Source organism: Streptomyces durmitorensis, assembly GCF_023498005.1.
Taxonomy (GTDB): Bacteria; Actinomycetota; Actinomycetes; order Streptomycetales; family Streptomycetaceae; genus Streptomyces; species Streptomyces durmitorensis.
This window is the reverse complement of record NZ_CP097289.1, coordinates 2360264-2372907: the sequence shown is the minus strand read 5'-3', so window position 1 is coordinate 2372907 and position 12644 is coordinate 2360264. Positions and strand designations below refer to the sequence as shown.

Genomic DNA, 12644 nt, shown 5'->3' with positions numbered 1-12644 from the left:
GCAACCGGATTGACTAACCCGTGGGCTGCGGAAGGCCGATGGGATTGGGGAAGGGGACGACGTTCGCCGCCAGGATGTGCCGCACCGGACGTTCCAGCGACGCCAGGAGCGTGTCCGCGTCCCGCGCGGCGAGCGGGCGCAGCAGGCGCGCCGACAGGCGGTCCGTGTCGTCCTCGATCAACTCCCGCTCCGTGCGGCCGCGCTCGGTGATGTGCCCGTCACCGTCCACCAGGCCACGCCCGCGCAGCCGGTCCACCGCGTGCGCCCAGTCCTGCTCGCTCCACCCGCGGTCGTGCCGGATGGTGTCCGGGTCCACGCGGCCCGTGGCGGCGGCGAGCACCAGCGCCTCGCAGGCGTCGAGGCCGTGGTCGGCGAGTGCGGCGACATGCGCGTCGCCCCTGAACTCCCTTACGCAGGTCACCAGTTGCCACAGCCGCTGCACAGGGTCGGTCCGCTCGCTCACGTCGCGGTTCGCCGTGAACAGTGGGCGGGCGAGCGAGGGGGCGTCGTCGACCATCGCGGTGAGGGGCGGACAGAGGGCGATGGCCTGGTCGTCGATGCCCGGCACCAGTGCGCGCAGGGCCCGCGCCGTGTAGGCCGCGCGCTCCTCCACGATCCGGCCCGGCGACACGTACTGCCAGGCGGAGGGGAGGGCCCGCTCCACCATGCCGGGGGCGAAGACGCCGAGCGCGGCCGTCGCGGGGCCCGACTCGACCGGGCCCATGGGGGCGGTGCGGGCCGCGAAGTAGCCCATCCAGAATCCCTTGAGGCCCAGCGCCCTGCCCAGATCGCGGCAGTGCTCCTCGAAGTAGATCACTGCGTGCAGGGGCTCGGTCCGCAGCCAGAGCGTGCGGGATCTGGTAAGGGTCATGAACCCACAAACTAGGCCAGCACGGGAACCCGCGCCACCCGCCCGACCGCACCGGACTCGGCGCGTGCCTCGTCGTAGCGCTGCACGAGCAGCCGCGCCAACCCGTCCGAAGGGCCAAGGACTTGGGCCGTGACGTCCGCTTCGGCCGCGCCCCGCGCGATGCGGTCCGGCAGGAAACCGGGCGCGATGACGTACGGCGCCACCGCCACCCGTCGCACACCCAGGTCACGTAGCTCCCGCACGGCGTCCTCCGTACGGGGCAGAGATGCGGAGGCGAACGCAGGCCGCACGGCGCACCAACCGGTGTGCCGCCACTCCCGCGCGATTTCAGCGATCACTGCGATCGCCTCCGGGTCCGATGACCCCGCCGAGGCCAGTACGACCCCGGTCGAGGACTTGTCGGCGGGCGTGAGGCCCGCCTCGTACAGCCGCTGGTCCAGAGCGGTCAGGAGCAGCGGCGAGGGGCCGAGCACCGCCGCCTGCCGGATGCGCAGGCGGGGCGGGGCCTGGCTCAGGACCGCGGGGATGTCCGACTTCGCGTGGAACGCCCGCGTGAGGAGCAGGGGGAGCGCGATGACGTCGCGCACTCCCTCGGCGTCCAGGGACTCCAGGAGCTCGGGGACCGAGGGCGAGTCGAAGTCGAGGAATCCCGTCTCCACCCGCAGCCCCGGCCGCTGCTCCCGGACCCGTCGCACCAGGGCGCGCACCGTCGCGGCATGCCGCGGATCGCGGCTGCCGTGGGCGATGACGAACAGGACGGGACGGCCGTGCATGGTGGGTCAGCTCCTCACGAGGAGTCCGCGGCTGCGCAGGACGCGCCGCTCAAGGGGGCTGAAGATCAGCAGGTCGATGGCGATGCCGACGATCAGGATGAGCAGGATCGCGAAGAACACCTGCGACATGCTGCTGTTCGTGCGGCCCGCCTCCAGGAGCTGGCCGAGCCCCATGCCCAGGTCGGGCGACTGCGCGATGATCTCCGCGGCCATGAGCGAGCGCCACGAGAACGCCCAGCCCTGCTTGAGCCCCGCCAGGTAACCGGGAAGCGCCGCCGGCATGACGATGTGCCAGGTGTGGCGCAGGCCCGTCGCCCCCAGGGTGCGGCCCGCCCGCAGGAAGAGCGGCGGCACCTGGTCGACGCCCGCGACCAGGCCGTTGGCGATCGAGGGGACCGCGCCGAGCAGGATCACCGCGTACATCATCTGGTCGTTGAGCCCCAGCCAGATCACGGCGGGCGGCACCCACGCGACCGAGGGCAGCGACTGCAGACCGGACAGGATGGGCCCGATCGCGGCCCTGACGAACCGCACCCGGGCCACGATCAGACCGAGCGGCGTGCCGATCACGAGCGCCATCAGGAAGCCGAGCAGACCGCGCGAGACGGACGTCCAGATGTACTCCAGGAGCGTGCCCTGAAGCCAGGCCTCCTCCACCTCGTCCCAGACGGCGGAGGGCGCGGGCAGCTTGTAGGAGTCGGTGACCTTCGCCCACACCAGGACCTGCCACACCACGAGGACCAGCACGATGGCGGTCACCGGGGGCAGGATCTTCTGGACGAGGGTCTGGCGGAAGGGCGTACGCCGGGTCTGGACCGCGTCCAGGGCGTCGAGGCCCGCCTCCAGACCGGCCAGGTCCTGGCTGCTGTCCCTCGCGGCGCCGCTGTCCCTCTCGGCCTTGTCGACCGGAGTGTCAGTGCTGGCCATGTCGGCGGATCTCCCCACGCAGTTGTTCGGTGATCTCGACGGACAGTTCCGCCACGGCGGAGTCCTCGATGCGGCGCGGGTGGGGGATGTCCACCCGCCACTCGTGCGCCACCCGGCCCGGACGCGACGAGAGGAGCACGACGCGCTCGGCGAGGCGGACCGCCTCGCGCACGTTGTGCGTGACGAACAGGACGGAGACGTTGGTCTCGCGCCAGATGCGGGTCAGCTCGTCGTGCAGGACGTCACGCGTGATCGCGTCGAGCGCCGCGAACGGCTCGTCCATCAGCAGGATCTTGCTGTCCTGCGCGAGTGCGCGGGCCAAGGCAACGCGCTGGCGCATGCCGCCGGACAGCTCGTGCACCCGCTTGCCGTACGCCCCTTGGAGCCGTACGAGGCCGAGGAGCTCCTCGGCGCGCTCGCGCCGCTCGGCCTTCGCGACACCGCGCAGCTTCAGGGCGAGCTCGATGTTCTTGCCCGCGGTCAGCCACGGGAACAGCGCGTGCTCCTGGAACATCAGGGCAGGGCGGCCGTCGGTGGCGATGTCGCCCGCCGACGGCTTGTCGAGCCCGGCCACCAGGTTGAGCAGCGTCGACTTGCCGCAGCCCGAGGCTCCCAGGAGGGTGACGAACTCGCCAGGAGCGACATCGAGCGTGATGTCGTCCAGGACGAGCTGCTGCCCGGCGGGCGTGGCGAAGGACTTCGAGACATGCTCGATCCGGGCAGCGTGCGGGGCGGCCGTGATGTCTTCCGCCGCCTTGGCGAGGGTGGTCGTCGCCATGGTCGTCACCTCCTGGGAACTGGTCGTATTCCGGGGTTACTTGACGCCGAGACCGGCGTCGTCGACAGCGGGCCTGCCCTCGGCCTTGAGGACCTTGTTCAGCGGCTTCAGGTCGTAGATGCCCTTGAGGTTCGGCTTCTCCAGGAGGCCCGCCTTCACGGCGTGCTTGGCCTCGGAGTCGAGGGTGCGGGCCAGCGGGTCGTCCGTGGTCTGGATGGACTTCCATGCCGGGTCGATGACCTCGGCGGGCAGCGCCTTGCCCGACGCCTCCTTGAGGGCGGCGTTGGCGGAGGCCTTCGCCTTGTCGGGGTTGTCCTTGATCCACTGGTTGGTCTTCACCGAACCGCGCAGGACCGCCTCGACGACCTTCGGGTGCTCCTTGAGGAACGACTGCGACACGATGATGTTCGTGATCACGAACTTCTTGTCCGGCCACAGGTCGGCCTCGTCGAGGATCACCTTGCCGCCGTCGGCGACCAGCTTCGACGCGGTCGGCTCCGGCACCCAGGCGCCGTCGATGGAGCCGGACTTGTAGGCGTCCGGGGTGATCTTGTTGTCGGAGCGGACCACCGAGACGTCGCCCTTGCCGCTCTCCGCGTCGACCTTCCAGCCCTTCTCGGCGACCCAGTTGAGGAAGGCCACGTCCTGGGTGTTGCCGAGCTGCGGCGTCGCGATCTTCTTGCCCTTGACGTCGTCGAGGGACTTGATCTTCTTCGGGTTGACCACCAGCTTCACGCCACCGGACGCCGAGCCGCCGATGATGCGCAGGTTCTTGCCCTGGGACTTGGTGTAGCCGTTGATCGCGGGCGACGGGCCGATCCAGCCGATGTCGATGGACTTCGAGTTCAGCGCCTCGATCTCCGAAGGACCGGCGTTGAACTGCGTGTACTTGGCCTTCGTCGCGCCCAGTTCCTTCTGGAACAGGCCCTCCTGGTCACCGACCAGGGCGGTGGCGTGCGTGAGGTTCGGGAAGTACCCGATCTTCACCTCGTCCAGGCCCTCGATCTTCTTCGCACCGGCGGCCACCTTGGCCTTGTCGTCCTCCTTGTCCGCGGAGGATCCGTAGCCGCAGGAGGTGAGCACCACGGCGAACAGCGGCAGGGCGGCCACGGCGGCAAGAGCGCGGCGGCGGCCGGTGGTGCGTGGAGTGCGGAAGCTGGCAGGCACGGGAGGTGGTCCTCTCGTTGGCCCGGCTCTCACGCCCTCAGGGCGTGGCCGGGAGATCGGCAGGTTTTCGTCTTCGCAGGTCGAACTCGCGGGGGGTGTGGGCGCGCAAGCGGTGCGCGTACGTCATCACGCACATCGCCCCACCCCGCCCTGACCGCTGCCGAGGGCGCCGCTGCCGACGCGGCCGCCCTCCTTCGCGAAGGTCGAGAAGTAGTCGATCGAGGTCATGGTCAGAAGTCCCAGCCCTCTTCGTCCGCGACCGGCGCGGCCTCTTCGGCCGGCTCGGAGACGGTGGCGAACGCGTCGCCCGCCATGCCCGCGGCGAGCGTCGTGCCGTCCGCCGGGTCGATCAGGAGGAACGAACCCGTGCGGCGCGACGCGGCGTACGAGTCGACCGCGATCGGCTCCGCGGTGCGGATGACGACGCGGCCGATGTCGTTGGCGACCAGCTGTCCGGGGTCCGGGTGCTGGGAGAGGTCGTCCAGGGTGAGCCGCGAGGGGATCTCCTTGACGATCGCCTTGACCGTGCGCGTGGTGTGCTTGAGCAGCACCCGCTGGCCGACGGCCAGGGCGGTGTCCGCGACATGGCAGACCGTCGCCGTGAGGTCCTGCGAGATCGGCGGCTGGTCACCGCTCGGCACGATCAGGTCGCCGCGCGCGATGTCGATGTCGCTCTCCAGGAGCAGCGTCACGGACTGCGGCGTCCAGGCGACGTCCACCGGCTCGCCCAGGAGGTCGATCCCGGCGATCTTCGACGTCTTGCCCGAGGGAAGCACGGTCACGGTCTCGCCGACCCGGAAGGTGCCCGCCGCGATCTGTCCCGCGTAGCCCCGGTAGTCGGGGTGCTCGGCGGTCTGCGGGCGGATCACGTACTGGACGGGAAGGCGCGCGTGGCAGGAGGTCAGGTCGTGGCTGACCGGGACCGTCTCCAGGTGCTCAAGGACCGTGGGGCCGCCGTACCAGTCCATGTTGGAGGACGGCTCCACCACGTTGTCGCCGGCGAGCGCGGAGATCGGGATCGCGGTGATCTCCGGGACGCCCAACTCACTGGCGTACGCGGTGAATTCCTCGGCGATCTTCGCGAAGACGGTCTCCTCGTACGCGACGAGGTCCATCTTGTTCACGGCCAGCACCACGTGCGGGACGCGCAGGAGCGCGGCGACGGCGGCGTGCCTGCGGGTCTGCTCGATGACGCCGTTGCGGGCGTCGACGAGAACCACGGCGAGGTCGGCCGTCGAGGCGCCGGTGACCATGTTCCGGGTGTACTGCACATGGCCCGGGGTGTCGGCGAGGATGAACCGGCGCGCGGGGGTGGCGAAGTAGCGGTAGGCCACGTCGATGGTGATGCCCTGCTCGCGCTCGGCCCGCAGACCGTCGGTGAGCAGCGCCAGGTCGGGCGCCTCCTGGCCACGGCCCAGCGAGACGCGCTCCACGGCCTCCAACTGGTCGGTGAGGACCGACTTGGAGTCGTGCAGGAGCCGCCCCACCAGGGTGGACTTGCCGTCGTCGACGGACCCCGCGGTGGCGAACCGCAGCAGGGTGGTGGCCGACAGCTGCTCGGTGGAGAGCGGCTGCGCCTTGTCGGGTTCGGTGGTGCTGGTCATGTTTAGAAGTACCCCTCGCGCTTGCGGTCTTCCATCGCGGCCTCGGACATCTTGTCGTCGGCGCGGGTGGCGCCGCGCTCGGTGAGACGGGACGCGGCGATCTCGGCGATGACGGCGTCCAGCGTGGTGGCGTCGGAGTCGACGGCGCCGGTGCAGGACATGTCGCCCACCGTGCGGTAGCGGACCAGCCGCTTCTCCACCGTCTCCTCGTCCTTGGGGCCGCCCCACTCACCGGCGGTCAGCCACATGCCGGAGCGGGCGAACACGTCCCGCTCGTGCGCGAAGTAGATCTCGGGGAGCTCGATGCCCTCGCGGGCGATGTACTGCCAGACGTCCAGCTCGGTCCAGTTGGAGATCGGGAAGACGCGGACGTGCTCGCCGGGAGCGTGGCGGCCGTTGTACAGCTGCCACAGCTCGGGGCGCTGGCGGCGCGGATCCCACTGCGAGAACTCGTCCCGCAGGGAGAAGACGCGCTCCTTGGCGCGGGCCTTCTCCTCGTCCCGGCGTCCGCCGCCGAACACGGCGTCGAACTTCTCGCTCTGGATCTTCTCGGTGAGCGGCACGGTCTGGAGCGGGTTGCGCGTCCCGTCGGGGCGCTCGCGCAGCTTGCCCGCGTCGATGTAGTCCTGCACGGAGGCGACGTGCAGGCGAAGGCCGTGCTCGGCGACCACGCGGTCGCGGTACTCGAGGACCTCGGGGAAGTTGTGCCCGGTGTCCACGTGCAGGAGGGAGAAGGGAATCGCCGCGGGGGCGAAGGCCTTCAGCGCCAGGTGCAGCATGAGGATCGAGTCCTTGCCGCCGGAGAAGAGAATCACCGGCCGCTCGAACTCGCCCGCCACCTCGCGGAAGATGTGCACCGCCTCGGACTCAAGGGCGTCCAGGTGGGACAGTGCGTACGGGCTGTCCGTCCCCTCGGTCACGGTGGCCACGGTGGTCGTCATGCCAGACCCCTTTCGATGAGCAGCGCACGCACGGCCGCCGCGGACTCCTGCACGGTCTGGTCCTGGGACTCGATGCGCAGATCGGGTGACTCGGGTGCCTCGTAGGGGTCGTCGACGCCCGTGAGTCCGGAGATCTCGCCGGCCGCCTGCTTGGCGTACAGACCCTTCACGTCGCGTACGGAGCAGACCTCCACCGGCGTGGCCACGTGGACCTCCAGGTAGGGCGTGCCGCCCGTCTGGTGGCGCTTGCGCACCGCCTCGCGGCTGTCCGCGAACGGCGCGATCACCGGCACCAGGACCTTCACGCCGTTGCGCGCGAGCAGTTCGGCGACGAAGCCGATGCGCTGCACGTTCGTGTGCCGGTCCTCGCGGCTGAAGCCGAGGCCCGCCGAGAGGAACTCGCGGATCTCGTCGCCGTCGAGCACCTCGACGCGGTGGCCGTCCTCGCCGAGCTTGCCCGCGAGTTCGTAGGCGATGGTGGTCTTGCCCGCGCTGGGTAGACCCGTGAGCCAGATGGTGGCTCCGGTGGTCACGTGCTTCTCCGATACGTGTCGGGGCTCGGTCGCCGTCTGAGGACCTGTCAGCTCTGTCATCAATGGATCCCGCACTCGGTCTTGGCGTTGCCCGACCAGCGTCCGGCGCGTGCGTCCTCGCCCTCCAGGAGGCGGCGGGTGCAGGGCGCGCAGCCCACGGAGCCGTAACCGTCCATGAGAAGGGGGTTGGTGAGGACGCCGTGCTCCAGGACATAGGCATCCACGTCGTCCTGCGTCCAGCGCGCGATCGGGGAGACCTTGACCTTCCGGCGCTTCTCGTCCCAGCCGACGACCGGGGTGTTGGCCCGGGTCGGGGACTCGTCGCGGCGCAGGCCCGTCGCCCACGCGGCGTACGAAGTCAGGCCCTCCTCAAGGGGCTTGACCTTCCGCATGGCGCAGCACAGGTCGGGGTTCCGGTCGTGCAGCTTCGCGCCGAACTCGGCGTCCTGCTCGGCGACCGTCTGCCGAGGGGTGAGCGTGATGACGTTGACGTCCATCACGGCGGCGACGGCGTCACGGGTGCCGATGGTCTCGGGGAAGTGGTAGCCGGTGTCGAGGAACACGACGTCCACGCCGGGGCGGGCCCGCGAGGCGAGGTGGGCGACGACGGCGTCCTCCATGGAGGAGGTCACGCAGAAGCGCTCGCCGAACGTGTCGACGGCCCACTGGAGGATCTCCAGCGCGGACGCGTCCTCCAGGTCCCGCCCGGCCTGCTCGGCGAGAGCCTTCAACTCGTCGTTCGTACGCTGCTCTTGGGTCTGAACGGCTCTCATATCTCTTCCCCTCCACCACTGCTGCGCTGAACTCCCTGGGCGAGGAGCCCGAGGAACTTCAACTGGAAGGCTCGATTGCACGCGGCGCATTCCCATGCGCCGTGACCGGTCTCGTTCGGGCGCAGGTCCTCGTCACCGCAGTAGGGGCAGTAGAAAGGGGCGGCACGTTCGCTCACTTCAGTGCCTCCTCGCTCGCACGGGCCACCCAGGTGGCGAAGCGCTCGTCGTCGGCGCGCTCCTCCTGGAAGCGCGTGAGGACCCGCTCGACGTAGTCGGGCAGCTCGGCCGAAGTGACCTTCAGGCCGCGGACCTTGCGGCCGAACCCGGCCTCAAGTCCGAGCGCGCCGCCCAGGTGCACCTGGAAGCCCTCGACCTGGTTGCCTTCGTCGTCCAGGACGAGCTGGCCCTTGAGGCCGATGTCGGCGACCTGGATGCGGGCGCAGGCGTTCGGGCAGCCGTTGATGTTGATGGTGATCGGGTGGTCGAACTCCGGGATGCGGCGCTCCAGTTCGTCGATGAGCGAGGCGCCGCGCGCCTTCGTCTCGACGATCGCCAGCTTGCAGAACTCGATGCCGGTGCAGGCCATGGTGCCGCGCCGGAAGGGGGAGGGAGTGACCCGCAGATCGAGGGCTTCGAGCCCGGCGACGAGGGACTCGACCTGCGCCTCTTCGACGTCGAGCACGATCATCTTCTGCTCGGCGGTGGTGCGGAGGCGGCCCGAGCCGTGGGCGGCGGCGACGTCGGCGATCTTTGTGAGCGTCGTGCCGTCCACGCGGCCGACGCGGGGGGCGAAGCCGACGTAGAAGCGGCCGTCCTTCTGCTTGTGCACGCCGAGGTGGTCGCGCCAGGTGCCGGTGGGCTGCTCGGGCGCGGGTCCGTCGATGAGCTCGCGCTTGAGGTACTCGTCCTGAAGGATCTGCCGGAACTTCTCCGGGCCCCAGTCGGCGACGAGGAACTTCAAGCGGGCGCGGGTGCGAAGGCGACGGTAGCCGTAGTCGCGGAAGATGCCGATGACACCGCCGTACACGTCCGGGACCTCGTCGAGCGGCACCCAGGCACCGAGCCGTACGCCCAGCTTCGGGTTGGTGGAGAGGCCGCCGCCGACCCAGAGGTCGAAGCCGGGGCCGTGCTCGGGGTGGTTGACGCCGACGAACGCGATGTCGTTGATCTCGTGCGCGACGTCGAGCTGGGGCGACCCGGAGATCGCCGTCTTGAACTTGCGGGGCAGGTTCGAGAACTCGGGGTTGCCGATGAAGCGGCGCTGGATCTCGTCGATGGCGGGGGAGCCGTCGATGATCTCGTTCTCGGCGACACCGGCGACGGGCGAACCGAGGATGACGCGGGGCGTGTCACCGCAGGCCTCGGTCGTGGAGAGCCCCACGGCTTCGAGCCGCTCCCAGATCTCGGGAACGTCCTCGATGCGGATCCAGTGGTACTGCACGTTCTGCCGGTCGGTGAGGTCGGCGGTCCCGCGCGCGAACTCCTGCGAGATCTCGCCGATGACGCGCAGCTGCTCGGTGGTGAGGCGTCCGCCGTCGATCCGCACCCGCAGCATGAAGTACTCGTCGTCCAGCTCTTCCGGCTCAAGGATCGCGGTCTTGCCGCCGTCGATGCCCTGCCGACGCTGGGTGTAGAGCCCCCACCAGCGCATACGCCCACGAAGATCGTTCGGGTCGATGGAGTCGAACCCGCGCTTGGAGTAGATCGTCTCAATGCGTGTCCGCACATTGAGACCGTCGTCGTCCTTCTTGAACTGTTCGTTCCCATTGAGCGGCGTGAAGTGGCCAACGGCCCACTGGCCCTCACCACGGTGACGGCTCGCCTTGCGCCGGGGCGCGGCAGTCGTGGGTTTTTCAGGGGTGGCAGCCATGGCTATACGTCCTTCAAGGCGGGCTGAGGGCGGCTCTGACCTGCACACTTCGCGCTAGGGGCGCGGCGGTGCGCAGATAAGGGGTCAAGCAGAGAGAGTCGTCGGCGCTGGTGCTGTCAGCTCGCCGGACACATGGCGCTGGACATGCGGCAGAGATCGACGTGACGCCGACTCACCAAGGCAATTCCAGTGCGATCCATGACGGAAGCGTGTCACGGGACTTTCGGCCCAGTCCACCATTATCCAGAATGTGGACGGAGTGGTCTCGCAATGCGAGACGTGTGGTGTCGGTCACTCGCCATCGCCCCGGCGATGGCGCCCCAAAGGGGCGCGGGGAACTGCGCGCCCAGCCACAACGAACCCGCAGTCGAATCCCGCACGGCCGCCCGCACGGCCGCCCGCACGGCCGCCCGCAGGGCTACGCGCCGGGCCAGGGGCCAGGCGTAGCTACGTCCCGCTCCTGCGAGACCTCCGTGTCGAACAGCTTGAAGCCCCGCCGCAGGTAATTGTCCATGGCGTGCTCGCCGTCCTTGGAGCAGGTGTGCAGCCACACCCGCTTGGTCGGCGTGAGCTCGGGCCAGCGCTCGGCCAGGTCCCAGGCCCGCCGCACCCCGTACGAGAGCAGATGCCCGCCGATCCGCCGCCCCCGGAAGGCGGGGATGAGCCCGAAGTACACGATCTCGACGACACCGCCCTCCTGCGCCGCCAGCTCCACATACCCGGCGGGAGTCCCCTTGTCGTACGCGACCCAGGTCTCGACGCCCGGCTTCCCGAGCTCCTCCTGCCACTGGGCGTAAGAGAGGGAGAGCCGGTCCGTCCATCGGATGTCGCCGCCGACGGAGGCGTAGAGGAAGCGGCTGAACTCGGGGGAGGGGACCTCGGCCCGGACGATCCGTACGTCATCGCCTTCGGGGGCGGCGGCAGGCAGCAGATCGGTGGGAGCGGTCTGCTCCAGGGACCAGGTGGTGACAGTGAGGCTCATGCAGGTCAGAGAACCATGGGGCGGGGGTGAGGGCCAAGGCGGGCCCGCCTCGACGCCGTCCCCGGGCGGCGGTACGACTGCCGGCGGTCAGACGCACTCAAGGCTCCGGCACCCTCCGTGCCTCGCGCACCGCGGGCGCCGTCGAATGCGGCAGGAGGTTCGCGGGGTGCTCGGGCAGGATCACGTCCACGTCCACGTCCTCGGGGAAGCGATAGGGGCGGTGGGCCAGGAGTCCGCCCAGATAGCGGCGGACCCGGGAGATCTCGGCGCGGACCGTCACCGTGCGCGCCGGGTCGCCGAACATGTCCTCGGCGAGGCCCGAGGCGCTGCGGCCCTTGCGGTGGGTGGACAGGAGATAGAGCAACTCGGCGTGCCGCGGGCTCAGTTCATGCGTCCAGCCGCCCGCGCCACCGCCCTCGACGGTGACCGACCAGCGGCGCGGCCCGCTCACGTCAAGCACCACGCGGGTCGGGGCCAGCGGCTGCGGCTCCTCCTCGACGCGCAGCAGCCAGCCGCAGGGCAGCGGCTCCACCGCGCAGGTGCCGAGCGAGGGCAGCCACATGTGCCCCGCGGCCAGCTGCTTGGGCAGGGCGAGCCGGTCGGTGTGCGGGATTCCGGTGACCGCCGCCGTCCAGCCGTGCGAGTCCACCGCGACCGCGCGGCCCTCCAGGCGGGCGAGGACCGGCGCCGCCACCGAGCGCAGCCGGTCAAGCGCCGTCAGATGGCTCTCGCGCAGCCGGGCCTCGGCGAGCTTCGCCACCGTGTCGACCAGGGCGAGCATCGCCGGATGCATCGTGTTCAGCGGACCGCTGATGTCGACCACGCCGAGCAGGCGGCCGTCACGGGGATCGGTGATGGGCGCGCCCGTGCACGTCCACGCGTGATGCGTCTCCACGAAGTGCTCGGCGGAGAACACCTGCACGGGCCGGCGCACGACGAGCGGTGTCCCTATGCCGTTCGTGCCGACGATGCTCTCGGCCCAGTCCGCGCCCAGCTCGAAGCCGAGCGAGTCCGCCTTGCGCAGCACCGTGGAGTTGCCCTCGCGCCACAGCACCCGGCCCTCCGCGTCGCAGACGACCATGATGTGGTGCGCCGTGTCCGCCACCGAGACGAGCGCGTCCCGCAGCACCGGCATGATGTCCGTCAGAGGCGAGGCGCGGCGCCGCTCCTCCAACTCTTCGTAGCTGAGCAGCCGGGAGCGGAAGTCGCGGTCCGGATCCACCCCGTCGAGCAGCATGCGCCCCCAGGACTCCTCGATCACCGGACGCGGAAGCACGGGCGGCTGCTGTCCGGCGAGCGCCGCGTGGCGGACACCCGCGAGCAGTCGCGCGGCCCGCGCGGAGTCCATGGTGGAGATCTTCGCGAGGTTGATCGTCGAAGTCGCGTTCATCACCGGGTCCTTCCCGAGCGGGGCCAGTGCGCCGG

14 protein-coding genes are annotated in these 12644 nt (G+C 70.2%); all 14 read right to left on the bottom strand.

All coding sequences use genetic code 11. The features are described 5' to 3' along the window. Nucleotides 1–13 precede the first annotated feature (13 nt). The 14 genes from M4V62_RS10815 to M4V62_RS10755 all read right to left on the bottom strand — a co-directional run bounded on the left by M4V62_RS10815 (nucleotide 14) and on the right by M4V62_RS10755 (nucleotide 12609). The gene (locus M4V62_RS10815) at nucleotides 14–871 is read right to left on the bottom strand and encodes an SCO6745 family protein (RefSeq protein ID WP_249587032.1); all 858 of its coding nucleotides are present in this window, start codon (nucleotides 869–871) and stop codon (nucleotides 14–16) included. Nucleotides 872–882: 11 nt separating this feature from the next. After that, on the bottom strand, nucleotides 883–1644 hold the full coding sequence (locus M4V62_RS10810) for a sirohydrochlorin chelatase (protein ID WP_249587031.1): 762 nt from the start codon (nucleotides 1642–1644) through the stop codon (nucleotides 883–885). Between the two features lie 6 nt (nucleotides 1645–1650). Beyond that, a complete protein-coding gene (locus M4V62_RS10805) occupies nucleotides 1651–2571 on the bottom strand; it encodes an ABC transporter permease (RefSeq protein WP_249587030.1) in 921 nt (306 codons plus the stop codon). Continuing rightward, nucleotides 2558–3349: an ABC transporter ATP-binding protein gene (locus M4V62_RS10800; RefSeq protein ID WP_249587029.1), complete on the bottom strand. Its 792-nt coding sequence runs from the start codon at nucleotides 3347–3349 to the stop codon at nucleotides 2558–2560. Before M4V62_RS10800 ends, M4V62_RS10805 begins: the two co-directional genes overlap by 14 nt. 36 nt (nucleotides 3350–3385) lie before the next feature. Further along, complete coding sequence (locus M4V62_RS10795; RefSeq protein ID WP_249587028.1) at nucleotides 3386–4516, bottom strand: aliphatic sulfonate ABC transporter substrate-binding protein; 1131 nt, start codon at nucleotides 4514–4516, stop codon at nucleotides 3386–3388. A 230-nt stretch (nucleotides 4517–4746) separates the two neighbouring features. Continuing rightward, nucleotides 4747–6120, bottom strand: coding sequence for a sulfate adenylyltransferase subunit 1 (locus tag M4V62_RS10790; protein ID WP_249587027.1), 1374 nt, complete (start codon nucleotides 6118–6120; stop codon nucleotides 4747–4749). Nucleotides 6121–6122: 2 nt separating this feature from the next. Beyond that, nucleotides 6123–7061, bottom strand: a complete 939-nt coding sequence (gene cysD, locus M4V62_RS10785; protein ID WP_249587026.1) for a sulfate adenylyltransferase subunit CysD — start codon at nucleotides 7059–7061, stop codon at nucleotides 6123–6125. Beyond that, a complete protein-coding gene (gene cysC / locus M4V62_RS10780) occupies nucleotides 7058–7654 on the bottom strand; it encodes an adenylyl-sulfate kinase (protein ID WP_249587025.1) in 597 nt (198 codons plus the stop codon). Before cysC ends, cysD begins: the two co-directional genes overlap by 4 nt. Continuing rightward, entirely contained in the window at nucleotides 7654–8367 is a 714-nt protein-coding gene (locus M4V62_RS10775; protein ID WP_249587024.1) for a phosphoadenylyl-sulfate reductase, read from the bottom strand. Before M4V62_RS10775 ends, cysC begins: the two co-directional genes overlap by 1 nt. Then, nucleotides 8364–8543, bottom strand: coding sequence for a hypothetical protein (locus M4V62_RS10770; RefSeq protein WP_249587023.1), 180 nt, complete (start codon nucleotides 8541–8543; stop codon nucleotides 8364–8366). Before M4V62_RS10770 ends, M4V62_RS10775 begins: the two co-directional genes overlap by 4 nt. After that, nucleotides 8540–10237, bottom strand: coding sequence for a nitrite/sulfite reductase (locus tag M4V62_RS10765; RefSeq protein ID WP_249587022.1), 1698 nt, complete (start codon nucleotides 10235–10237; stop codon nucleotides 8540–8542). The genes M4V62_RS10770 and M4V62_RS10765 overlap by 4 nt, the downstream gene beginning before the upstream one ends. A gap of 116 nt (nucleotides 10238–10353) precedes the next feature. Then, nucleotides 10354–10437: a putative leader peptide gene (locus M4V62_RS43720; protein ID WP_323178717.1), complete on the bottom strand. Its 84-nt coding sequence runs from the start codon at nucleotides 10435–10437 to the stop codon at nucleotides 10354–10356. A 218-nt stretch (nucleotides 10438–10655) separates the two neighbouring features. After that, complete coding sequence (locus tag M4V62_RS10760; protein WP_249587021.1) at nucleotides 10656–11219, bottom strand: GNAT family N-acetyltransferase; 564 nt, start codon at nucleotides 11217–11219, stop codon at nucleotides 10656–10658. A gap of 97 nt (nucleotides 11220–11316) precedes the next feature. Beyond that, entirely contained in the window at nucleotides 11317–12609 is a 1293-nt protein-coding gene (locus M4V62_RS10755; protein WP_249587020.1) for a GAF domain-containing protein, read from the bottom strand. Between the last annotated feature and the right edge of the window lie 35 nt (nucleotides 12610–12644).

Excerpts from the sequence above, each read along its gene's own strand:
- M4V62_RS10805 (WP_249587030.1), bottom strand. The coding sequence starts at position 2,571 with ATGGCCAGCACTGACACTCCGGTCGACAAGGCCGAGAGGGACAGCGGC.
- M4V62_RS43720 (WP_323178717.1), bottom strand. The coding sequence starts at position 10,437 with ATGGATCGCACTGGAATTGCCTTGGTGAGTCGGCGTCACGTCGATCTC.
- M4V62_RS10810 (WP_249587031.1), bottom strand. The coding sequence starts at position 1,644 with ATGCACGGCCGTCCCGTCCTGTTCGTCATCGCCCACGGCAGCCGCGAT.
- M4V62_RS10755 (WP_249587020.1), bottom strand. The coding sequence starts at position 12,609 with ATGAACGCGACTTCGACGATCAACCTCGCGAAGATCTCCACCATGGAC.
- M4V62_RS10815 (WP_249587032.1), bottom strand. The coding sequence starts at position 871 with ATGACCCTTACCAGATCCCGCACGCTCTGGCTGCGGACCGAGCCCCTG.
- M4V62_RS10760 (WP_249587021.1), bottom strand. The coding sequence starts at position 11,219 with ATGAGCCTCACTGTCACCACCTGGTCCCTGGAGCAGACCGCTCCCACC.
- M4V62_RS10800 (WP_249587029.1), bottom strand. The coding sequence starts at position 3,349 with ATGGCGACGACCACCCTCGCCAAGGCGGCGGAAGACATCACGGCCGCC.
- cysD (WP_249587026.1), bottom strand. The coding sequence starts at position 7,061 with ATGACGACCACCGTGGCCACCGTGACCGAGGGGACGGACAGCCCGTAC.
- M4V62_RS10775 (WP_249587024.1), bottom strand. The coding sequence starts at position 8,367 with ATGAGAGCCGTTCAGACCCAAGAGCAGCGTACGAACGACGAGTTGAAG.
- M4V62_RS10765 (WP_249587022.1), bottom strand. The coding sequence starts at position 10,237 with ATGGCTGCCACCCCTGAAAAACCCACGACTGCCGCGCCCCGGCGCAAG.
- M4V62_RS10790 (WP_249587027.1), bottom strand. The coding sequence starts at position 6,120 with ATGACCAGCACCACCGAACCCGACAAGGCGCAGCCGCTCTCCACCGAG.
- cysC (WP_249587025.1), bottom strand. The coding sequence starts at position 7,654 with ATGACAGAGCTGACAGGTCCTCAGACGGCGACCGAGCCCCGACACGTA.